At 69.1% G+C, this 20,686-nt stretch carries 19 protein-coding genes; 9 read left to right on the top strand and 10 right to left on the bottom strand.

What is annotated here, in order from left to right:
* Window positions 1-243: 243 nt before the first annotated feature.
* Window positions 244-1,026 carry a phosphotransferase enzyme family protein gene (locus ACFWYS_RS28380; protein WP_384774768.1) on the top strand — a complete coding sequence of 261 codons (783 nt, stop codon included), beginning with the start codon at window positions 244-246 and terminating at the stop codon, window positions 1,024-1,026.
* Between the two features lie 304 nt (window positions 1,027-1,330).
* On the opposite strand, the gene ACFWYS_RS28375 is transcribed toward ACFWYS_RS28380, so the two are convergent.
* A complete protein-coding gene (locus ACFWYS_RS28375) occupies window positions 1,331-1,522 on the bottom strand; it encodes a hypothetical protein (RefSeq protein ID WP_384774766.1) in 192 nt (63 codons plus the stop codon).
* Between the two features lie 157 nt (window positions 1,523-1,679).
* Here ACFWYS_RS28375 and ACFWYS_RS28370 point away from each other — a divergent pair, with 157 nt between their 5' ends.
* Window positions 1,680-2,312: a hypothetical protein gene (locus tag ACFWYS_RS28370; protein ID WP_384774763.1), complete on the top strand. Its 633-nt coding sequence runs from the start codon at window positions 1,680-1,682 to the stop codon at window positions 2,310-2,312.
* A 280-nt stretch (window positions 2,313-2,592) separates the two neighbouring features.
* Here the strand turns inward: ACFWYS_RS28370 and ACFWYS_RS28365 are convergent, their stop codons facing one another.
* From ACFWYS_RS28365 to ACFWYS_RS28345, 5 genes are all read right to left on the bottom strand, one after another.
* Window positions 2,593-3,786, bottom strand: a complete 1,194-nt coding sequence (locus ACFWYS_RS28365; RefSeq protein ID WP_384774760.1) for a PP2C family protein-serine/threonine phosphatase — start codon at window positions 3,784-3,786, stop codon at window positions 2,593-2,595.
* 198 nt (window positions 3,787-3,984) lie between these two features.
* Window positions 3,985-4,434 carry a DUF1931 family protein gene (locus ACFWYS_RS28360; RefSeq protein WP_384774758.1) on the bottom strand — a complete coding sequence of 150 codons (450 nt, stop codon included), beginning with the start codon at window positions 4,432-4,434 and terminating at the stop codon, window positions 3,985-3,987.
* Between the two features lie 633 nt (window positions 4,435-5,067).
* A complete protein-coding gene (locus tag ACFWYS_RS28355; RefSeq protein WP_384774755.1) occupies window positions 5,068-5,919 on the bottom strand; it encodes a PaaX family transcriptional regulator C-terminal domain-containing protein in 852 nt (283 codons plus the stop codon).
* Between the two features lie 52 nt (window positions 5,920-5,971).
* Entirely contained in the window at window positions 5,972-7,357 is a 1,386-nt protein-coding gene (locus ACFWYS_RS28350; protein ID WP_384774752.1) for an alpha/beta hydrolase family protein, read from the bottom strand.
* Window positions 7,354-8,682 (bottom strand): MFS transporter, encoded by a 1,329-nt coding sequence (locus ACFWYS_RS28345; RefSeq protein WP_384774749.1) that lies wholly within the window; start codon window positions 8,680-8,682, stop codon window positions 7,354-7,356. The genes ACFWYS_RS28350 and ACFWYS_RS28345 overlap by 4 nt, the downstream gene beginning before the upstream one ends.
* Window positions 8,683-8,860: 178 nt before the next feature.
* Between ACFWYS_RS28345 and ACFWYS_RS28340 the strand changes: the two genes are divergently transcribed.
* Window positions 8,861-9,250, top strand: a complete 390-nt coding sequence (locus tag ACFWYS_RS28340; RefSeq protein WP_384774746.1) for a VOC family protein — start codon at window positions 8,861-8,863, stop codon at window positions 9,248-9,250.
* Window positions 9,251-9,332: 82 nt separating this feature from the next.
* Here the strand turns inward: ACFWYS_RS28340 and ACFWYS_RS28335 are convergent, their stop codons facing one another.
* Window positions 9,333-9,536 (bottom strand): hypothetical protein, encoded by a 204-nt coding sequence (locus ACFWYS_RS28335; protein WP_384774743.1) that lies wholly within the window; start codon window positions 9,534-9,536, stop codon window positions 9,333-9,335.
* A 222-nt stretch (window positions 9,537-9,758) separates the two neighbouring features.
* On the opposite strand from ACFWYS_RS28335, the gene ACFWYS_RS28330 reads away from it, so the two are divergent.
* The 3 genes from ACFWYS_RS28330 (at window position 9,759) to rph (ending at window position 13,738) form a co-directional block, all read left to right on the top strand.
* Complete coding sequence (locus tag ACFWYS_RS28330) at window positions 9,759-10,640, top strand: PhzF family phenazine biosynthesis protein (protein ID WP_384774740.1); 882 nt, start codon at window positions 9,759-9,761, stop codon at window positions 10,638-10,640.
* Window positions 10,641-10,774: 134 nt separating this feature from the next.
* Window positions 10,775-10,963, top strand: a complete 189-nt coding sequence (locus tag ACFWYS_RS28325) for a hypothetical protein (protein ID WP_384774737.1) — start codon at window positions 10,775-10,777, stop codon at window positions 10,961-10,963.
* 177 nt (window positions 10,964-11,140) lie between these two features.
* A complete protein-coding gene (gene rph / locus ACFWYS_RS28320) occupies window positions 11,141-13,738 on the top strand; it encodes a rifamycin-inactivating phosphotransferase (protein WP_384774734.1) in 2,598 nt (865 codons plus the stop codon).
* A 160-nt stretch (window positions 13,739-13,898) separates the two neighbouring features.
* Here the strand turns inward: rph and ACFWYS_RS28315 are convergent, their stop codons facing one another.
* Window positions 13,899-14,495, bottom strand: a complete 597-nt coding sequence (locus ACFWYS_RS28315) for a cadmium resistance transporter (RefSeq protein WP_384774731.1) — start codon at window positions 14,493-14,495, stop codon at window positions 13,899-13,901.
* A 646-nt stretch (window positions 14,496-15,141) separates the two neighbouring features.
* A complete protein-coding gene (locus ACFWYS_RS28310) occupies window positions 15,142-16,029 on the bottom strand; it encodes a LysR family transcriptional regulator (protein ID WP_384774728.1) in 888 nt (295 codons plus the stop codon).
* Between the two features lie 69 nt (window positions 16,030-16,098).
* Here ACFWYS_RS28310 and ACFWYS_RS28305 point away from each other — a divergent pair, with 69 nt between their 5' ends.
* From ACFWYS_RS28305 to ACFWYS_RS28295, 3 genes are all read left to right on the top strand, one after another.
* Complete coding sequence (locus tag ACFWYS_RS28305) at window positions 16,099-17,016, top strand: DMT family transporter (protein ID WP_384774726.1); 918 nt, start codon at window positions 16,099-16,101, stop codon at window positions 17,014-17,016.
* A gap of 130 nt (window positions 17,017-17,146) precedes the next feature.
* The gene (locus tag ACFWYS_RS28300; protein WP_384774723.1) at window positions 17,147-18,946 is read left to right on the top strand and encodes a M14 family zinc carboxypeptidase; all 1,800 of its coding nucleotides are present in this window, start codon (window positions 17,147-17,149) and stop codon (window positions 18,944-18,946) included.
* A gap of 169 nt (window positions 18,947-19,115) precedes the next feature.
* A complete protein-coding gene (locus tag ACFWYS_RS28295) occupies window positions 19,116-19,466 on the top strand; it encodes a GNAT family N-acetyltransferase (RefSeq protein ID WP_384774720.1) in 351 nt (116 codons plus the stop codon).
* A gap of 364 nt (window positions 19,467-19,830) precedes the next feature.
* Here the strand turns inward: ACFWYS_RS28295 and ACFWYS_RS28290 are convergent, their stop codons facing one another.
* Window positions 19,831-20,505, bottom strand: a complete 675-nt coding sequence (locus ACFWYS_RS28290) for an expansin EXLX1 family cellulose-binding protein (protein ID WP_384774717.1) — start codon at window positions 20,503-20,505, stop codon at window positions 19,831-19,833.
* Between the last annotated feature and the right edge of the window lie 181 nt (window positions 20,506-20,686).

Here is a 20,686-nt window from a genome sequence, read left to right as displayed (position 1 = left end):
CGTCAGACCCAGTACCGCAGCGGTGTACTCAATGGCTGTCTCGCAGCCACCGGACTGCCCCTCATACTCGCGACACCACGCCTACAAGCTCAGTAGACACCAACGAGCTGTTCAGGAGGCCCCACTCGTATGCGCCCAGCGGTCCGCGGCCGCCCGATCGAGACTGCCGTTCGAAGGCATCCCTCAAGTTCGGAATCCCTTTTACGGGGTGATCATGGCGGCCTGATCAGACACACTGGTTCGGTGCAGCATGATGAAGAACAGCCGTTGTCCGGTGGCAACGTCAGCGATGGTGTCGTTCGAGTCGGAGATACTGTCCGTCGTCCGGCCGGACCGTGGACTCCCGCAGTGCACGCCTTGCTCACCCACCTGAACGAGGTGGGATTCCGTGCGGCGCCTCGTCCTTTGGGCATCGACGACCAGGGGCGCGAGATCCTGACCTTTGTGCCGGGGCACGTGGTCTGGCCCGATCGGTTCTCTCTGCTGGAACCCGCTCGGCAACTGGCTCGTGTGGCACGACTGATCCGGGACTTCCACGATGCAGTGCAGGACTTCACGCCACCACCCGACGCGCACTGGCAGGTGCTGATCCCCGCCGAGGGCGGCGACATCATCGCCCATCACGATCTGGCCCCATGGAACCTTGTGGTCGCAGACGAGTCCCGGTGGGCCTTCATCGACTGGGACACCGCCGGCCCCGGTTCCCGCCTGTGGGACGTCGCGTATGCCATGCACGGTTTCATCCCGTTGTCCGCGCATCCTGACTGGCAACGCGGCGACGCGGGAGACCGACTGCGAGTCTTCGCCAACGCCTACGGCCTCGATGAAGCCGAACGCCGTCGGCTGGTCCCACTGCTGGGGCGCCGTACGCGTTCCATGTACGACTTCCTGCGTGAACAGGCCGCCCGGCATGTCCAGCCCTGGGCAACTCTGTGGACCGCGGGCCACGGCGACGCCTGGCGAAGCGACGCCGAATACATCGAACAGCGCGAAGACCAGTGGATGCACGCCTTGCTCGCCGGCTGAGGCACTTCCGCCCGCTCCTCGCTCCCAATGTCGAACAGTGTCTCGAACTGGATCGCCCACTCGGGCATCCACCGGACGCTGAGGCCGCACAGATGAGGCACGGTGTACCCGATTCGAACCTAACGCCCGATTCAGCGAGACGTGACCCCGCCTCCTCCAAAGCACGCTTGACGTGATTCGAGGCCTCTTCGATGGCCTTCCGCTGCTCTTCGGTCCAAGTCCTGCCGTTGGACAACATGAGGCTCTCTCCTCTCACATTCCCCAGCTCGGGCTGTGGCTGAGTCCGGCCGTTGTGTTTTTCAGCTCAGGCGATGCCGTTGCGGGCATTGGCAAAGAAAACCCCATGCGCGCGGCGGAAATCGTGAGCAGCCGGGTGGTCGAGCACCGTGCGGTAGACGTCGTCCGCCCGCTCGTGCTCGGTGAGTTCGTCGGCGAGTCCGGACGCCGACATGACGACGTCCAGTCCGGTGGCGACGACGCCCGCTCCGGCGAACACGAGTCGTTCGGGATGGAACCCTGGCCTCCACCCGCGATCACCTGGACGCCCGGCGGCCGACAGACTAGCGGTACTCAACCAACCACCAGGTGCACATTTGTCACCGGACGGCAACGGATCGCCACGAAGTGCATGATCATGCATATCCGCGGCGAGCATGAGCGACAACATCACCCCGCCGGTGGTGCGGGACCGTGACCCTGGGGGGACCATGGGCAACGACGCGCGAGCGCAGTGGGCGAACGTCGCAGTCGCAGGAATCGCTGTAACCGTCTCCATCGCCAGCCTGTGCGTGGCCTGCCAGGCGAAGGACGACACCGATGTAATGCGCGCCAAGGACACGCGCGAGGCCCAGATCAAGGGAGTCAACTACTCGTACGAGAACAGCGAAAAGGGCATCTACGTGACCAACCAGAGTGACGCACCCATCAGGGACGTCGTAGTTCGCCTCGCTTACTCGCAGAACCAATACCGCTACGTCGTCCTCCGGTCACTCGAAGCGTGCATGCGCTGGGAACTCACCGACGCCAACCTCAAGGCTGCCAAGCCCAAGCTTCCGCATTTGCCCGGTGGCGGTACTGAGTTCATCAGCGGCAGCAACAGTGCATCGGTAGAAATTTCACTCACCGACGCTAAAGAAGAGGTGTGGACCGTCTGGAAGCGTGGTTACCGGCAGAACGGCTACTGGAAGACCGACTACAAAACCGACCATCAGTCGGGTTCGTTCCTTCAGAACAGGACGAAACTTAATTCCACGAGCTATCGCCGCCTCGACGGCTGCACCGTCTGACCGAAGAGAAGAAGGCTAAGAAGTAGGGGCGCTAAGAGCTCGCAGAGAATCAACATGCTGATTTGATCTTTGTGGGGCTGCTGTTTGCGAGGAACGCGGCGACGTCAGCGGGCGTGCGGAACCTGACTGTCGAGGGTCGTCGACAGTCGGGTGGGCCGGCCACTGCAGAACCCGGGCCTCCGGAGCATCCGCTGGTAAGCAGGGCGCCGCTGCGGCCACGGACTGCTGCCCGTCGCCTGAGGCACCTGCCTGCGCGTGTATGGCGCCGCAGATGTTGCGGTCACGGTTCAGGCGGCTGCCACTCGAACATCAAAATCGTGGTGTCGTCGCTGAGTCTGTCGTGCCGATGTTCGAGGATGGCTTGGATGAGTAGGCGCAGCACTTCCGGGGCGCTCTGCCCCGCTGCGGTCGACCGGATGATGTAGTCGGTGAAGCGCTCCAGGCCGAACTCTTCGCCTGCCTCGTCGCGTGACTCCACGACGCCGTCTGAGTAGAGCAGTATTCGGTCACCGGGTTCGAGGCCGGCGTCGTGCACCTGACGGGCGGTGCCGGCGAGGCGGGCGGGCAGACCCAAAGGGGGCTCAGGTGCCCGCTCCAAGGCCCCGTGGAGCAGGCGGTGGCGACGGATGAGCAACGGCGGCGGGTGGCCGCAGTTGCACCAGCGCAGCACACCGGTGGGCATGTGCAACTGGGTGAGGATCCCCGTGCAGAACTGCTCCGGAAGCCACTCGGCCAGCGCTTCGTCCACGGTGCTCGCGAGTTCGTTCGGGTCTGCCCCGCTGCGCCGGGCGTTACGGCAGCCGGCCATGGCGACAGAGGTGGCAAGTCCGGACGCCAGGTTGTGCCCCATGCCGTCAAGGATTGTGGCGTGCAGAACGTCCTCGGTGAACGCATGGTCGAAAGCATCGCCGCCCAGTTCGTACGCAGGCTCCAGAACCGCCGTCGAAACGACCCGGCCGGTGCCGATCGACCGGGGAGGGAGAAAAGCCCTCACCATCTCCGTGGACAGGTGCATCGGCCTGGTACGCATGCGCTGCGCGATGGTGTCGCTGTAGGTGCGCTTGGATGTGATGATCAGTGCGAGCAGCATTGCCGTCGTTCGACAGCGCCGTAGCTTGAGCCCGTCCAGGGTGCTCATGTGCAGCTCCACGACGCCCAGCCGCTCCGCCCCGTCGGTCAGGGGCAGCCAGACGTTCATCCCGCCGGAGGGGCCTTCTTCCACTCGGAGGGAGTCGGTGCGGTAGGCCCATCCGGCCAGCGAAGTGTCGAGGTCCAGTTCCGGCTCGCCTTCAACAAGCGGCACCAGCAGTCTTTGCTGGATGTCGACCAGATAGATGACGGCCCTGCCCAGACCCATGGCCCCGGCATACCGGCTCAGGACCACGGGCAGTTCCGCAGGTGATGCCAGCTGGGCTGCTCTGACCAGTTCCTCAAGCAGCCGCTCCCCGGACCCGCTGGACATGTTCCTGTCCATGCCTTCGATGATCCCCGCGAGGTGGTGCCGCCACAATCCGAGCCCTCCGACACCCGAGTTGTGGGCCGATCAGCCTGGGGGCTGGGGCCCCGGGCGGATCGGTCGGGAATCGGGATCGGGTTCGGGTGACACCAGCAGATCGGGGATCATGCGGATCCCCCTGCGGCGGCTGAGCAGGATCGTTGCGTCCGGTCGCCGTCACAGCAGGAGGTCGAAGACGGCTCGCGCCTCGTCCCAGTGCTGAGTCTGGGGGTTCTTCAGGTCGGGGTGGAGGATCTTGAAGCTCTGGGCAAGGGCCAGGCTGAGTCCGCCGATGATGTCCGGATAGCGCGCCTCGGTCTCCTCGTCGGGCGTGCGGTCCAGAGCGGGGTGGGTGGCGAGCTGTTCCAGGATCGGCTTGAGCTCTACTTCCTGGTCGATCTTCCGGAAGTGGTGAATGCTCTCCTGCAGGCCCTTCGTGATCGGTAGGTCACAAGTCCGGATGACGTCGCGCCCGTTGGCCTTGGCAGTGGCCTGGGCGACGGTCAGCAGATCGTAGAGCTTGGCGTCGACGAAGTCGCTGTAGCGCTTGAGATCGTTCTTGTCGACGTCCAGCCCCGCGGCCGCGCGGAAGAACCTTTCGAACCTGGCGATGGACATCACGGTCATGACGGCAACCTCCGGCTGCGGGCGTCGGGTGGCTCCCGGCTCCCTGGGCTTCCCCGCCAGCCTGGCCGACGGGAGTGCGCGAACGCATGCGCATACCGGGCCCAATTAGCCTCCCTGTATTGCCCTGCCAGGCCCAGGCGTCCGACTGCCCTGGGAGTCGGACGGGCGTGTGGATCGACAGCAGCGTAAACACCGCGTCACCGAGCGGTCACGTAAGGGGTGCCCCCAGATATCGCTGCCGATGAGGCCGAACGCTGTGGTGGCGAACACGTCAGGGACCGCTCGGGAGAGGCCCGTGGACGGCGCCCGGGCCCGGTTGACGCGGACCTCCCGCCTACCAGCCGCTCCGACGCCGACAGGACGTAGTGCTGTGCCTCGCAGCCGTTCTGGATTTTCCCGCGGGCAGGGCTTTGCCGGACCCCGGGTCCCGGGCGGACGTCGAAGCGGGGTGGTCGGTGGCGCGGAGTGTGGTGCGTGCCGGGGTGATGCCTGAGCGGGGCTTCGCGCTGCGGCCGGGCGTCGTACGCGGATCTCCGTGCCGTCGGTGATCCCGGTCTGGCACGTCATGAGTGGCGCCATGCCGCAGCCGGTCGACGAAGCGAACTTGTGCTTCGCCAACCGTGCACGAGGTCGTCAGCGCAGGCTGGTGGTCTCCAGCAGGTCGTGGGCCATCAGTTGGGCGGGGCGTGCGGTGTGTTCGGCGACGCGGCGGAAGGTCTCCTGGGCGGGGCGGGCCGGCCACTCGGGCGGCAGGTGCCGGGCCGGGAGCCGGGGGTCCGTGCGGATGGTGGAGAGCCACTCGCTGACCAGCCGCAGCCGGGTGCCGATCGGGTCCTCCCCGGCTCCGGCGTCCAGATGGGCCGTCCAGCGTTTGTCGAAGGTGACATAGCGGGCGGCGATGCTCTCCAGGTCCCAGGTGTCGCGGATCATCAGCTCGATGTCGGTGGCCTGGTCCGCCTGGGCGTGGAAGATCTTGACGTGGTCGGCGAGCCCGAGCTCTGAGACGACGCCGGCGACGTCGACATGGCCAGGGGCGATCCACAGCCCGCTGTACAGGGCGCCGAATCCGGACCAGCTGAGCCGGGAGCGCAGGTCGTGGCGCTGGCGTTTCCAGGACTCGGGGAGGGAGAAGCCGAGCAGGGTCCAGGAGCCGTCCCAGTCGTCGTTGACCGCGCCCTGCTGCCAGACCCGGGCGCGGCCGTCCTGGAGGACACGCGTCGCCTGCGGGGTGAGGCCGAAGAACATCTTGCGGCCCTCGCGCTGGCGCCGCAGCAGGCCGCGGTTGACCATGCGGGTGAGCGTGGAGCGTACGGCCTGCTCACCGATCCCGACGCGGCCGAGCACCTCGATGATGCTGCCCGAGTAGACGCACAGGTCGCCCTCCTCCAGGACGTGGTTGCCGAAGAAGGCGAGCATGAGTGACTGGGGGCGCTGCTGCGGGCCCTCCGATGTGTCCTGGCTGTCCAGGATGTCGTCGTCCACCACGGTGGCAAGGGTACGACCGCCCACCGACGGCGCGGCGGGCGGTCGTCCCACGTCACCGGCCGTCGGCGGGGTGGGCAAGGTCGTACGGGCGCAGGTACGGGGTGGGCCGGTACGGCATGTAGCGGGCGGGCGTGCTCGGATCGGCTTTCGTGGCACGGGAGTTGAGGGCCGCCGGGTCGGTGCCGGTCCACTCGCCGCTGCTGAGGCGGTCCTCCAGTGTGTGCAGGGCGGCGAGCTGTTCGGCGGGGCTGAACGTGCAGTGGCCAGCGTTGTCGGTGTACGCCTGCCGCAGCCGGGAGGCCGATCCGGCGGCGGTGACGGCCCGCTTCAGGGCGCTCTCCGTCTGTACGGGGACGAGCGCGTCGCCGATGGTGTGGACGGACAGCTGCGGCTTGGCCAGCCTGCCCGTGAAGGCGCTGGTGCGGGCCATCCACGCCACGGCGTCCGGGTCGGCGCTGATGCGCGGGGCCCGGTTGAGGGCGGCGAGGTCGGCGCCAAGGGACAGCCCGGCCTTCCGGTACAGCTCGGTCACCTCCTTGCGGACCGAGGACTGCCCGAGCAGCCTCGCGTAGTCGACGCCGGTGTTCCAGGACATGTTGCCGCCAGCCCTGGCCTCGGACTCCTGCCGCCGGTTGAAGGCGGCGATCTTCAGCAGGCCCTTGACGGCCTCGTACTGGTTGGCCTGCTGGGCGTCCCAGTCGGTCGCGGCCGGCCGGGTCTGCGTGGGCTGGTTCCAGACGGGGATGTTGTGCAGCGCGGCGGCGAGGGCGATACGGGCCCGCCCCTCGGCCGTCGTCTGCGCCGAGTCGACGACGGAGGTCAGGGCGTTCGCCGCGTCGTTCGCGGCCGCCTGATCGGGGATGTCCACCAGCGGGACGTCCGCGTCCGGCGCGAGGAGCGTCTTGAGGGCGAAGACGGGGTCGAGGGTGTTGTTCCAGTTGGCGACACCGCCGTGGACCAGAGCGCACAGCGAGATCGAACCGTCGATCCGCTCCGGGTGGCGCTCGGCGATGGCGGTGGTGACGAGTCCGCCGTACGACCGCCCCCAGGCGATGGTGCGGGAGGCCGTACCGAAGCGTTCGGTGAAGGCGGTGAGGGTGGCTAGCTGGTCGGGCACCGCGTCCGTCACCGCCCAGCCGGTGGTGGCGTACGAGGACCCGATGAGGGCGTAGCCCCGCTGGAGGAGCAGGGCCTTCGTGGCGTCGTCCGGGGCGTCCTGGGCAGGGTTGGCCGGGCCGCTCGTATAGCCGTGGCTGAACAGCAGGACGGTGCCGTTCCAGTGGGCGGGCACATCCATCATGTACGTGGCGCCCGAGGGGAGTTGGCCGTCGACGTGGGTGGTGTCGGGGGTGGCGGCGACGGCCGAGGTGGGGAGGGCGGTGACGGCGAGCAGGAGGGCTGCCGCGAGCGAGGTGCGGGCGCGGGTGCCGGTCGTCATGCGGTGATGTCCTCCGTGTGGGGGGTGGCGGGGAGTTCGGTTGCGGGGCCGGAGAGGGACGTACGGCTGGTCTCGCGGACGAACCACACCGTCAGCGCGGTGATGAGCGAGCCGCCGCACAGCAGCAGGGCGACGGGCGTGCTGTTGCCGCTGCCGGCGACCAGGCTCCCGGCGATCATGGGGGAGAAGCCGGCGCCGACGAGGGTGGCGCCCTGGTAGCCGAGAGAGGCGCCGGTATAGCGGACCCGGGTGCCGAACATCTCGCTGAACAGGGCGCCCAGCGGGCCGTACATCAGGGACTGGGCGATGCCATGGCCGAGGACGACGGCGAGGATCAGCGCGCCCGGCGACCTGGAGTCGACCAGTGCGAGGACCGGGAAGGCGGTGGCGGCCGACAGGACGGCTCCGGCGAGGACGACCGGGCGGCGGCCGACACGGTCGGAGAGCGCGGAGGCACACGGCAGCACGACCAGGGCGACGGCGGCGGAGACCGTGAGCGCGGTCAGCACCTGCGGGCGGGCGTAGCCGATGCCGGTCGCGTACGCGATGAGGTAACTGGTCAGCAGGGACTGGGCGGTGAAGGCGCCGATGCCGACACAGCAGGCCAGCAGCACGGGACGCGGACGTCGCAGCACGTCGAGGATCGGCAGCCGGGCCTCGGCACGGTCCTTCTTCACCTCGGCGAACAGCGGGCTCTCGACCACCTTCAGCCGCACGAACAACCCGACGCCGAGCAGCACCACACTCAGCAGGAACGGCACACGCCAGCCCCAGGCCGTGAACTGGTCCTTGGGGAGCGTCGAGACGAAGGCGACCACGGCGACGGAGATCAGCGAGCCGAGCGGGGCTCCCATCTGCGTGAAGCTGGACCACAGCCCACGGCGCCGCTCCCCGGCGTGCTCGACGACCATGAGCGTCGCGCCACCCCACTCACCGCCGATGGCGATGCCTTGGAGGACACGCAGGGCGATCAGCAGTACGGGCGCCCAGACACCGATCGTGTCGTACGTCGGCAGCAGACCGATGAGGAAACTGGCGCCGCCCATCAGGCCCATCGTGAGCAACAGCATGGACTTACGGCCGAGTCGGTCGCCGAAATGCCCGAAGAGGATGCCGCCGAGCGGCCGGGCGACATAGCCGGCGGCGAACGTGCCGAACGCCGCGATGGTGCCGACGGCGGGGTCGGCGCCGGGGAAGAACAGCTCGCCGAACACGAGCGCGGCGACGGTGCCGTAGACGAGGAAGTCGTAGAACTCCACGGCGGTACCGAGCAGTCCGGAGAGGGCTACGCGGCGCAACTGAGACGGGGACGGGGACGGGGACATCGCGGTCTCCCTTGACCGGTGGGAAGGACACCGCGAAGGTAGGCTCACGTGTTGTCGCCGTCAAGAAAGTGCACAACATTAATCCGTGGTGGGCAGGTAGGGTTGACGGCGACATCGCGTGTCGGTCGCCGACTGGGCGAGGCATGGAGGTGTCGGGAGATGCCTTCGGAGGCATTCCTTGTCAGTTGAGTTGAACCACACGATCGTCCATGCCCGGGACAACCGGGAGTCCGCCCAGTTCTTCGCGGACCTGCTGGGCCTTGAGATCACCGCGGAGTGGGGCCCGTTCATCGCGGTCGGCCTGAGCAACGGCGTCACGCTGGACTTCGCCACCATCCCCGCGGACCACATCGCCATGCAGCACTACGCCTTCCTGATCTCCGAGGAGGAGTTCGACGCGGCGTACGCGCGGATCAGCGAGCGCGGTATCGAGCACTACGCCGACCCGCATCGGCGACAGCCCGGCACGATCAACCACAACGACGGCGGCCGCGGGGTGTACTTCATGGACCCGGCCGGTCATGCCATGGAACTGATCACCGTGCCCTACGGCGGCTGGACCGCCTAGGCACCTGCGACCGAGGGCCGCACTCCGACGCGGAGCGCGGCCCTCGACCGCTGTGCTGAGGGGCGGGCGCACGCAACGTCGGTCAGAGCGTGAAGTCGATGACCTGTCCGTCGGTCTCGACGGTGGCGCCGCTGATCCCGTCGGTGATGGTGACCCGGAGCGTGGCGGTGACATCGGCCTGGGCGGCGGCCGACGCGGGGGGCGTGAGGGTGAGCGCGCCGGCCGCGGCGAGCCCTGCGGCCAGGGCGAAGACGCGGGTACGGCGAAGAGCGGGGCGAAGGCGCATGGAGAACTCCGGATTCTCGGCTCCGGGCGCTCGGCTGCGCCGGAGTGGGGGTGCCGCGAAGCGGTGGCCGGTAATGGGCGGAACGCCGTCCCAGATTATTGAACATTCCACAACTCACCCGCCACACCCGCTTCGGCCAAGTTCTGGCGCAACAACGGTCTGCCACCGTCGGGTTGGCAGGGTGCGGGAATCGGCGCTCCTGCGCGCTGGTTGTCGTACGGCATGAAGACGAATGAGCCGATCGCCGAAGTGCTGCACTACACCGCGTTCTCGTCCCGTCCGGACGGAGGGAACCCGGCGGGTGTGGTCCTGGACGCCTCCGGGCTCGACGACGCCGCGATGCTGGAGATCGCCGCGGAGTTGGGGTACAGCGAGTCCGCGTTCCTGACCGGGCCACCGCAAGGGCTGGGCGGGGAACCCGGACGGGCCTTCACCGTTCGCTACTTCAGCCCCCTGGCGGAGGTTCCCTTCTGCGGCCACGCCACCGTCGCCACCGCCGTGGCGCTCGCCGAGCGGATCGGTCCGGGAGACCTCGTCTTCGCCACGCGCGCCGGCACGGTGCCGGTGACCGTCACCGATGACGCCGACGGCACCCTCCGGGCGACCCTGACGAGCGTCGAGCCCCGGATCGAGGAGATCGCCCCGGGCGAACTGGCCGAGGCCCTGGCCGCGCTGGACTGGCCCCCGGCCGACCTCGACCCGCAGCTGCCGCCGCGCATCGCCTTCGCGGGCGCCCGGCATCTGGTGCTGGGCGCGGGAAGCCGGGAACGGCTCGCGGACCTGTCGTACGACTTCGAACGGCTCGCCGTGCTGATGCGCAAGCTGGCTCTGACGACCGTGCAACTGGTGTGGCGCGCGGCCGACACCGTCTTCCACGTCCGCGACCCCTTCCCGATCGGCGGTGTCGTGGAGGACCCCGCGACCGGTGCCGCAGCCGCCGCCTTCGGCGCGTACGCCCGTGAACTCGCCCTGGTGCCCGAGGAGTCGGTCCTCACCCTGCACCAGGGCGAGGACATGGGCAGGCCGGGTGTGCTGACCGTGACCCTGCACGCGGGCGACCCGAAGGTCCGGGTCAGCGGCGAGGGCACCCGCATGCCCGTGTAACGCCGCCCGCATCGCAATGAGTTCCGGCGTTCGAGATGTCACCCGTGAGGGTGAAACGGCGGGGTGTCGCAGGTGTTGATCGAAGGCGTGGGCATGGCCTGAAGGGAGTATTCACGCCTTCCTCGGAGGTCGCCATGCACAGCCGCCGTATCAGCGCCCTGATGGCCGTCCCGCTCATGGCCGCCCTGCTGAGCCTGGGCACCGCACCCACGGCCTCGGCGCAGGAAAGGCTCTGCGTCAGGGCCGACGTCGCCGACATCAGGGTTCAGGCCGAGACCGGGAGCGGGGCGCAGGACGACTGCATCCGTTTCTCGGTCCTGTAAGGCGAACCGACGGCGACGGCGACGACAGACGAAGGGCACAGAGCAACGGCGAGGAGACATCTCTCTCCTCGCCACTCTCAACGTATAGCGCCCTGGGGGGCTTGCCGCAAGGCCCCGGTCACGGCGGAGAATCGTCTGCCGATGCCACAACCTGCGGAAATGGGGGCGGTCACCGCAATGACCGAGCAGTACGTGTTGGATCTTCAAGAGGTCGACGAGACGCAGATCGCGGTCGTGGGCGGCAAGGGCGCGCACCTGGGCGGGCTGTCACGGATCGAAGGCATCCACGTCCCGGGCGGCTTCTGCGTGACGACGGACGCCTTCCGGCGGATCATGGCGCAAGCGCCGTCGATCGACGACCTGCTCGATCAGCTGTCGCGTCTGGACCCGGACGACGTGGAGGCGAACCGCACGCTCAGCGCGCAGATTCGCCGGACCGTCGAAGAGGCCGCCATCCCGGGCGATCTCGCGACGGAGATCACCCACGCGCTCGCCCGCCTCGGCGAGCGGGCCGCCTACGCCGTCCGGTCCAGCGCGACGGCGGAGGACCTGCCGACGGCCTCCTTCGCCGGCCAGCAGGACACCTACCTGAACGTCGTGGGGCCGACGGCGATCCTCCGGCACATCAGCCGGTGCTGGGCCTCGCTGTTCACCGAGCGGGCAGTGACCTACCGCCGGCGCAACGGCATCGATCACCGTACGGTCCACATGGCCGTGGTCGTCCAGCAGATGGTCTTCCCGCGCGCGTCCGGCATCCTGTTCACGGCCGACCCCGTCACGGGCAACCGCAAGGTCGCCACCGTGGACGCCGGCTTCGGCCTCGGCGAGGCCCTGGTCTCCGGCCTGGTGAACCCGGATGTCTTCAAGGTGCGCCGCGGCGAGGTCGTCGCCAGGACGATCGCCGCCAAACAGCGATCCGTGCAAGCCCTGCCGACCGGCGGCACGCAGGAAGTGGCGGTCGACTCACAGCGGCAGGAGCAGCCGGCGCTGACGGATGCGCAGGCCGTTGAGCTCGTGCGGCTCGGGCGGCGGATCGAAGCGCACTTCGGCCGCCCGCAGGACATCGAATGGTGCCTGGTCGAGGACGGCTTCCGGATCGTTCAGAGCCGGCCGATCACGACGCTGTTCCCCATCCCGGAGAGCGGCGACCAGGAGAATCACCTCTACGTCTCCGTCGGCCACCAGCAGATGATGACCGACCCGATGAAGCCACTGGGGTTCTCCACGTGGCAGCTGACGGCCATGGCGCCGATGCACGAGGCCGGGGGGCGGTTGTTCGTCGACGTCACCCGGCGCCTGGCCTCGCCTGCGAGCCGCGCCGCCCTCCTGGACCTTATGGGGAAAGGCGATCCGCTGGTCAGGGACGCTCTGGAGACCGTCCTCGACCGCGACGACTTCGTCCCCTCGCTCCCGGACACGGGTCCCGGCGGGCCACTGGTCGGCGGCGCGCCCACCCCGATCGAGACCGATCCGGCCATCGTCACCGAGCTGATCGAGCGCAGCCGGGCGTCGATCGCCGCCCTGGAACGCGACATCCGGACGAAGACCGGACCGGCGCTGTTCGACTTCTTGCTGGAGGCCTTCGAGGAGCACAAACGAGTCCTCGGTGATCCGCTGAGCATGCAGGCGATCATGGCGGGGATGGAGGCCACGTGGTGGCTCAACGACAAGCTGCAGGAATGGCTGGGCGAGAAGAACGCGGCTGACACGCTCACACTGTCGGCCCCCGACAACGTCACCTCGGAGATGGGACTGGCGCTGCTCGACGTCGCGGACGTGATCCGCCCGCACGCGGAGGTGGTGGCGTTCCTGCAAGACGTCGACGACGAAGGCTTCCTGGACGAACTGGCGAAGCTCGCGGGCGGGAGCGAAGCGCGCGACGCCATCGAGGGCTACCTCGACCGGTACGGCATGCGCTGCGTCGGCGAGATCGACATCACCAGGCCGCGCTGGCGCGAACGCCCCACCACGCTCGTGCCCGTGATCCTCGACAACGTCAGGAACTTCGAACCGGGCGCCGCCCAGCGGCGCTTCGAGCAAGGACGGCACAAGGCGCGGGAGAAGGAACAGGACGTGCTGGCACGCCTGCGGGCCCTGCCGGACGGGGAGCGGAAAGCCGACGAGACCAAGCGGATGATCGACCGGGTCAGAACCTTCATCGGGTACCGGGAGTACCCGAAGTACGGCATCATCAGCCGCTACTTCGTCTACAAGCAGGCCCTGCTGGCGGAGGCCGAGCGCCTCGTGCAGGCCGAGGTGCTTCCGGAGCAGGAGGACGCCTTCTACCTCACGTTCCAGGAACTCCACGACGTCGCGCGCTCGCACCAGGTGGATCACCGGCTCATCCAGCAGCGCAAGGACGCGTTCCGGTCGTACCAGGCGCTCACCCCGCCCCGGGTGCTCACCTCGGACGGTGAGGCCGTCACCGGGGCGTACCGGCGCGACGACGTGCCGGACGGCGCCCTGGTCGGCCTGCCGGTGTCTGTCGGGACCGTCGAGGGACGGGCCCGCGTCGTCCTGGACATGGCGGACGCCGATCTCGAAGCGGGCGACATCCTGGTCACGGCCTTCACGGACCCCAGCTGGTCACCGCTGTTCGTGGGCATCGCGGGCCTGGTGACGGAGGTGGGCGGCCTGATGACGCATGGCGCGGTGATCGCCCGGGAGTACGGCCTGCCGGCCGTCGTGGGCGTGGAGCGGGCCACCCGGCTGATCCGGGACGGGCAGCGGATCCGCGTGCACGGAACCGACGGGTATATCGAGATCCTGCCCTGACCGACCGACCGACCGACCGACCCGCACCGCACCGAGAAGCCCCGTCCGTGGCTTCCGCCCGAACAGCGCCAGCAGCTGGCGTGCCGTCAACTGGAGTACGCACGGGTCCCCGGCTGGTCATCACGGGGGTGATGAGGCCAAGTCAGCAGGTATCGCTCCTCTACAGGCCGAAGGCGCCGCCTTCGATGAGGATGAGAAGGCCGATGCCGATCAGGACGACGGGCAGCAGGATGTGTCCCCATCGGCTGAGTGCCTTGGCGATCACGGGCCGAGTGGCGAAGTACCGTCCGGCCGCGATCCACACGCCGAGCAGAACCAGGAAGACGATCACGTAGACGCTCATGCCGCCGATGCCGGCGGTGGCGAAGACCGGGACGTAGACGCCGATGTTGTCGCCGCCGTTGGCGAAGGTGATGGCGGCGACCTCCAGGGGCTTCGGGCCGCGGCCGCTGGTCTCTTTCGTTTCCTCCGGGTCGCCGCGGTGCCGCCATGCCTGCACGGCGGCCTTGATGCCGAGCGCGAGCGGGAGGAGACCGAGGTAGGGGATGGCGTTGTCGGGCAGGAAGGTGGCGCCGAAGGCGGCGGCCACCGCGACGGCGAGGATGGCGGCGAAGCCTACGTACTGTCCGAGGGCGATGCGCCGGGTCGCGCCCTTGTGGCCGGCGCCCTGGGCGAAGAAGAGGGCCAGGACGAGGATGTCGTCGATGTTGGTGACCGCGAACAGGCCCGCCGCCTGACCGATGATGCCGAGGTTCATGCATGCACCGCCTCAGCCTCGGGGCGGCACGGGACAGCGGGACGGAAATCTGGCAGATCCGCGACGGGCGCGGCGATGCGGCAGCAGGGCTTCATGCTCAGCCTTCGGGTTCGAACGATCAGGACGCTGGAGAAGCCGGCACTGTCGGGCAGCGGTCGGCTCCAGGACTGGTCGGTCAGCAGCGAAGGACCTGCAGAGCGCTCAGGGTCGGTCGCACGCCTATCAGGGCGCCGCTGTCCGTCGCCAGCACGCCGTCCTGCCGGGCTGCATGGCAGGCGGGAACGGCGGTGCTCGATGCCAGGGCATCGTGATCGGCGGACGGCGGCTGCGACAGGCTCCGCGGCGGCATCGTCACCTCGTCGGAGGTGACCAGAGGTTGTGCCGGGCCATGGCGCACGAGGTCTGACCGGGCTGGGCCGGCACCGTACGCAACAGATGACGACGCCTGCGGCGGGGCTGTCAGGGCGTCCGGCATGACGAGGTACACCAGGAGCGCGGTTGCCGTCAGTACGGCGACTGCCCACCCCCGCCTCGTCACCGTGTCTCCTTGCTGCTACCCGTTTACCTGCCCCCGGCCGCCGAAGCGACGGCACAGCATCGCACACCCGGCCGACTGCGCAACTCGTCGGTGCGCGGCGCCGAACCGTCACCCGTGGCGGGGAGCCGTGGCATCAGTGGGTAGGTCGGCGGCGGTTTCACGGATGAAGGAGGCGAGGTCCGCGACCGCAGGGTGGCCGGGCGGGTCGGACCAGGCGAGGCTCACCGGTACGGGTGGAGCGTCGGCCAGGGGCCGGTAGGTCACACCGGGGTAGGGGTAGACGTCGGCGGTTGCGGTGGTGGTGACGCCGAAGCCCTGGTCGGCGGCGATGGCGGCCAGCCAGTCGTCGGTATTGCCGACCTCGGCGATGCCGGACGGCTGCTGCTCCGGGGGCCACAAGCGCAGAGAGGTGGTGCCGGAGACGATGTTCATGATCAGCGTCCGTCCCGCCAGGTCGGCCAGGGTGATCTCCACCCGGTCGGCGAGATCGCTGTGCAGGGACAGGGCCGCGTTGCGTTTCTCGTGGAAGAGCACGGTGTGATGAATGCCGGTGGCGGGCACCGGGCCGCGAAGGATCACCGCGTCGACGCGGCCCTGGGCGAGTCCGGCGAGGCTGTCGTCGGTGCGCAGCAGCTGGAGCGGCATCTGGGGGTGGAGCTGCTGCCAGCGGTGCAGGACGGTGGCGGTGTGACGGCCGAGGGCCGACCACGCGTGCCCCAGGCGCAGCGGCCAGGGACCCACGCGGGCTGGGTCGAAGGCGGCCTCGGCCGCGTTCAGAGCGGCGGCCGCACGAATGCGGAAGGACTTCCCGGCGTCGGTGAGGCGCAGGTGGTGGGTGGAGCGGTCCACCAGCCGTACCCCGAGGTGGTCCTCCAGGGCTTTGAGGGTGCGGGAGAGTGCGGGCTGGCCGATCCTCAGGCGTGCTGCGGCGTGCGTGACCGTGCCCTCTTCCGCGATGGCGAGGAAGGCGCGCAGGTGACGCAGTTCCATGGTCATGCCTGCCAAGCATAATGCGTGGAGAATCGGCATTTCCACCGCAACAGGGACGGCCCATAGCGTGGCGGCATGAGCACCGTCCGCCCCTCCACGACCGCCGCCTCCCCCTCCACCGCTCGCGCGTGGCCGCCCGTGTGGCGGGCCTTGCCCGTCGGTGGTCAGGGCGCCGGGATCGGGCTGGTGCTGGGCGGGCTGCTCTCCCAGGAGTTCGGCGCGGCCGTCGCGACCTCCCTGTTCCCGCGGGCCGGGGCGGCCGGCATCGTCACACTGCGGCTGGTGCTGTCGGCGGTGCTGCTGCTGGCCGTGTGTCGGCCGAGGGTGCGCGGCCACCAGCGCGTGGACTGGGCCGTAATCGTCGGCTTCGGCGCTGCGCTGGCGGGCATGAACTTCCTCTTCTACCAGTCCATCGCCCGCATCCCGCTGGGCGCGGCCGTCACCTTCGAGGTGCTGGGTCCGCTGGTGCTGTCCGTGGTGCTCGCCCGGCGCGCGGCGAGCTGGCTGTGGGCGGGCCTGGCCCTGGCCGGTGTCGCCCTGCTCAGCCGGGGCGGCCTCGACCGGCTCGACCCCGCCGGTGTCGCGTTCGCCCTGGGAGCAGCCGCCTTGTGGGCCGCCTACATTCTGATGTCGGCGCGCGCCGGAGCCAGGTTCCCGCGCACGGATGGGCTGGCGCTGGCGATGGCTGTGGCGGCGGCCATGAGCCTTCCCGTGGGTGTCGTCGACGCCGGTGGCGCCCTGCTGAACCCGGTGACGCTGGGCCTGGGCGCGGTCGTGGCGATCCTGTCGTCCGCGCTCCCCTACACCCTCGAACTGTTCTCCCTGCGGCGGGTGACTCCCTCGGTGTTCGGTGTCGTCAGCACGCTGGCCCCGGTGGTGGCCGTGGCCGCCGGCTACCTCGTGCTGGGACAGGTCCTCACCCTCGTCGACATCGGCGCCATCACCCTGGTCGTCGCGGCCACCGCCGGCGCCGTCCTCACCGCGCGGCGGTGAGCAGCGCACACCCACGGGCCCATCAGGTCCGTCCGCGCACGTGGCTCACCCGGAGCGCGCCGGCGAGACCACAGGGCGACTTGATCCCTTTTCCTTGCATGTGTATTTCACGCACCGTAGAGAGTGACTCATGACGTTGCACACTGTGGCCGAGCAGTCTCAGTTCCGCCGGACGGGGCGGCTTGACGAAGTGGAAGCGCTGTGCGCGGCCTTCGCCGAACGGTGGCCGAACAGGGTGCGCAGCTTCGTATTCGGCCGCTCAGCGGAGGGCCGACCGATGCGAGCCCTGCTGGCTGCGCCGGGTGGCGCGTTCACGCCCGAGGCTCTGCAGGAGCGTGGCATCCCCCTGCTGATGGTCCAGGCCGGAATCCATCCCGGCGAGAGCGACGGCAAGGACGCCGGCTTCGCCGCACTGCGCGAACTGCTCGGCGGTGAGCCGCTGGTTGAAGCGGCGGCCGGGTCGCACATTGCCGTGCACCCGCCTGAGGGCGACCCTTTGTCGCAGATCGCGATCCTGTTCGTCCCCGCCTTCAACGCCGACGGGCACGAACGGGTCGGACGATGGAACCGCCCCAACCAGGACGGTCCGGACGAAACAGGCTGGCGCGCGACCGCGCACAACCTCAACCTCAACCGCGACTACACCAAGGCCGACGCCCCCGAGATGCAGGCGATGCTGGCACTGCTGCGCGACTGGGATCCCCTGGTCTGCGCGGACATGCACGTCACCGACGGCGCCGACTTCGAACCCGACGTGTCGATCCAGGTCGAACCGATCCACCTCGGCGACCCGCACCTGCACGCCTCGGGAGTCACGATGCGCGACGCGCTGCTCGACAAACTCGCCGCGCAGGGCTCCCTGCCTCTGCCCTTCTACCCAGAGCCGGTCATCGAAGACGACCCCGCCTCCGGCTTCCAGGTCACCGAATACACGCCGCGCTACTCGACCGGCTATTTCCCCACCCGCAACCGGTACACGGTGCTGGTCGAGACCCACTCCTGGAAGAACTACGCCACCCGCGTACGCATCAGCCGCAACGCGATCGTCGGCCTGACCGAACTCCTCGCCGCGCACAGCGGCGAATGGACCGCCGCCGTGCGCGAAGCCGACGAACGCGCGAGCCGGCTGAGCGGGCAAGACGTTGTCCTGGACGTCGTGGTCGACCGACGCTACAACGTCCCTTCCGCCCAGGACTGCGCGCGGAACGCGGCGGAGCCAGTGACCACCATCGACTTCCCGGGATACGCCTACACCCGGGACCTGTCACCGATCTCGGGCGAGCCCGTCACGGTCTACGACCCTTCGACTCCGCTGATCTGGCGAGTTCCCTACCGGGGCCGCACCGTGCCCTCCCTCACCGTGCGCGCGCCACACGGCGGATATCTGGTCCCCTCGGCGTACGGGCCGGTGTTCGCAGCCAAGTTGGCCTTGCACGGCTTGGACCACTGGATGCTGCACCAGCATCTTCATCGCATCGACACCGAGGTCTTCCGGGCGACCGGCATGCGGTTCGCGTCCGCTCCGTGTGAGGGCCGCATGCCGCTGACGCTGCAGGGAGACTGGGAGCCCTCCACACAGTCACTGCCCGCGGGCAGCCTGTTCGTGCCGATCGCTCAGCCCGGAGCGCGACTCCTGATGACACTGCTGGAACCGCAGGCGCCCGACTCGCTGGCCGCTTGGGGGTACTTCAACGCCCACTTCGAGCAGAAGGAGTACGTGGAGCCCTACGTCACCGAGATCTTCGCCCAGCAGATGCTGGAACAGGACCCGGTGCTGGCTGAAGAGTTTCGCCGCAGACTGTCGGAAGACCCAGAGTTCGCGTCAGAGCCGGATGCACGCCGCGAGTTCTTCCAGCGTCGGCACTCATTATGGGATGCACGGTTCGCGATGTATCCCATCCTGCGAAGCGACCGGACTTTGATGAACTGACTTCACCCGTCTCACATTCCGGTAGCGGCGCCCGGCCGCCCGCGCCCCCCGGACAAGCACTCGACGCCGACGGTCGGCTCCAGTACGCCGGACGGCGCTCTCCCTTGCCGGTACGTGCGGCCGGACACACCAGGACGAATACAACTAGCCCTTCGAACCCAGCCCCGAGATGCCCGAGTTCATGGTCTGTGTACGCCGCGACACCGGGCGCTACACCGGGTACCTCGAACTCGACCACGACAAGGGTGAGATCGGCGGCATTCTCGCCCCCGACCATCGAGGCCAGGGCCTCGGCGCCGAACTGTTCCTGGCGGGCGCGGAGTTCGCCCATGGCCACGCCGGTCTGCCGACGGTACGGGCGGGCACGGCGACGGCGAACCTCGCGTGCCGCCGCGCCCTGGAACGCGCCGGCTTCGTCCCGGCCCCCGGCCCGGCCCGCCACACCCTGCCGGACGGCCGTGAGCTGGACAGCGTCTGGTACCGGCACGAGGGCGCCGCGTCGGCGTGTGCCAAGCCTTGAGGCAGCAGTGGAGGGGCGGAGGAGCGAGTCCGCCGCCTCGGAACCGGCCGTGTACGGCTGGAATCCGAGAGGAGCGGGCAGGGACACGGTCAGTCCGAGCTTGTGCCGGGCACTTTTGGCGTAGGTGTCGCCGGACGGCTCGGAGCGAACCGTCACCTCGCCCTCCTCGCGGTCGATCAGGAGGTAGACCGGGATGCCGGCGCGGGCATAGCCGTGCACGCCTGGCAAGGCCACATGGGCGACCACAGGTACCAACCGGTGCCTGGGCCGCGTCGTCGCACCCGCACACCACTGCGGTCCCGAGGTGGCAACTACCGCTCGGTTCGCTGCTCACGACCTCCCGGATTCCGCCAACTCGTGCGCTTCAGCGCTTGGCGAACTGAGCCCGGCCGGCTTGGTCGACGTTCGGCGTGATGGTGATGCCGGTGTCGGTGAGTGTCTCGCCGTGGATGTCGGTGACGCGGATGTCGGAGCCGCAGCCGGTGCCGTTCTCCGAGACGAAGTAGTTGTATTCGTAGCGCGGCAGTCGGGTCCAGGTGGAGCCGGTGCGGACTTCCAGGGAGGCGACGGGATTGCGGTGGTTGCGGACCTGGATGCCGCACCACCACTGTGAGGAGCCCTCCTTGTAGCGGTAGGTGACGGGGCCGCCGATGTCCGGGCTGACCAGCTGCCAGGTGATCGGCACCCGGCCCGCCACGGGATCGGCGATCTGCGCGAAGGCACGCTCGCTGAGGTCGATGTCCCCCGGGCGGCACTCCGGGCAACGGTCGACGATCTTCACGGTGATCTCTCCGCGCGGCCCCTTGACGTGGAGAAACGCCCCGCACATCCGGGAGTTGTCGTAGTCGGTGTGGTTGAGGGCGGCGATGGCGATGTCGCTGGTGGCGTCGTAGAGGCAGTTCCCGACGCCGGTCGCGCCGTAGAAGGTGCCCTCGCCCGAGTAGGTGACGCCGGGCTGGACGGCGGCGTGGACCGGTGACGCCGTCGCGGAGACGATTGCGATCGCCGCTGTCAGGAGAACGAGGGGTCGGCTGCGCATGCGGGTGCCCTTCGAGGACGGCCGGGGGTAGGACACGGGCTCTGCGGGGGAGAGGAGGAGGCGCCGGTGCCCGGGAGCGCTCGCGGCAGCCCCGGGCCCGGCCCCCCCCCCCGGGCCACGCCGTCGCGCCCCCACGCGGCGGCGCGCTGGTGGTGGCGGGGGGGCGCCGGGGTGGGGTTAA

Source organism: Streptomyces sp. NPDC059010, assembly GCF_042740355.1.
Lineage (GTDB): Bacteria > Actinomycetota > Actinomycetes > Streptomycetales > Streptomycetaceae > Streptomyces.
Note: the sequence above shows the minus strand (reverse complement) of the source record. Positions and strands in the feature narration are given on the sequence as shown.

Bases quoted from the DNA above. Each gene is read 5' to 3' on its own strand.
- ACFWYS_RS28350 (WP_384774752.1), bottom strand. From the start codon at position 7,357: ATGACGACCGGCACCCGCGCCCGCACCTCGCTCGCGGCAGCCCTCCTG.
- ACFWYS_RS28310 (WP_384774728.1), bottom strand. From the start codon at position 16,029: ATGACCATGGAACTGCGTCACCTGCGCGCCTTCCTCGCCATCGCGGAA.
- ACFWYS_RS28325 (WP_384774737.1), top strand. From the start codon at position 10,775: ATGCACAGCCGCCGTATCAGCGCCCTGATGGCCGTCCCGCTCATGGCC.
- ACFWYS_RS28360 (WP_384774758.1), bottom strand. From the start codon at position 4,434: ATGACCGTGATGTCCATCGCCAGGTTCGAAAGGTTCTTCCGCGCGGCC.
- ACFWYS_RS28305 (WP_384774726.1), top strand. From the start codon at position 16,099: ATGAGCACCGTCCGCCCCTCCACGACCGCCGCCTCCCCCTCCACCGCT.
- ACFWYS_RS28300 (WP_384774723.1), top strand. From the start codon at position 17,147: ATGACGTTGCACACTGTGGCCGAGCAGTCTCAGTTCCGCCGGACGGGG.
- ACFWYS_RS28335 (WP_384774743.1), bottom strand. From the start codon at position 9,536: ATGCGCCTTCGCCCCGCTCTTCGCCGTACCCGCGTCTTCGCCCTGGCC.
- ACFWYS_RS28345 (WP_384774749.1), bottom strand. From the start codon at position 8,682: ATGTCCCCGTCCCCGTCCCCGTCTCAGTTGCGCCGCGTAGCCCTCTCC.
- ACFWYS_RS28315 (WP_384774731.1), bottom strand. From the start codon at position 14,495: ATGAACCTCGGCATCATCGGTCAGGCGGCGGGCCTGTTCGCGGTCACC.
- ACFWYS_RS28370 (WP_384774763.1), top strand. From the start codon at position 1,680: ATGAGCGACAACATCACCCCGCCGGTGGTGCGGGACCGTGACCCTGGG.
- ACFWYS_RS28295 (WP_384774720.1), top strand. From the start codon at position 19,116: ATGCCCGAGTTCATGGTCTGTGTACGCCGCGACACCGGGCGCTACACC.
- ACFWYS_RS28290 (WP_384774717.1), bottom strand. From the start codon at position 20,505: ATGCGCAGCCGACCCCTCGTTCTCCTGACAGCGGCGATCGCAATCGTC.
- ACFWYS_RS28330 (WP_384774740.1), top strand. From the start codon at position 9,759: ATGAAGACGAATGAGCCGATCGCCGAAGTGCTGCACTACACCGCGTTC.
- rph (WP_384774734.1), top strand. From the start codon at position 11,141: ATGACCGAGCAGTACGTGTTGGATCTTCAAGAGGTCGACGAGACGCAG.
- ACFWYS_RS28365 (WP_384774760.1), bottom strand. From the start codon at position 3,786: ATGGACAGGAACATGTCCAGCGGGTCCGGGGAGCGGCTGCTTGAGGAA.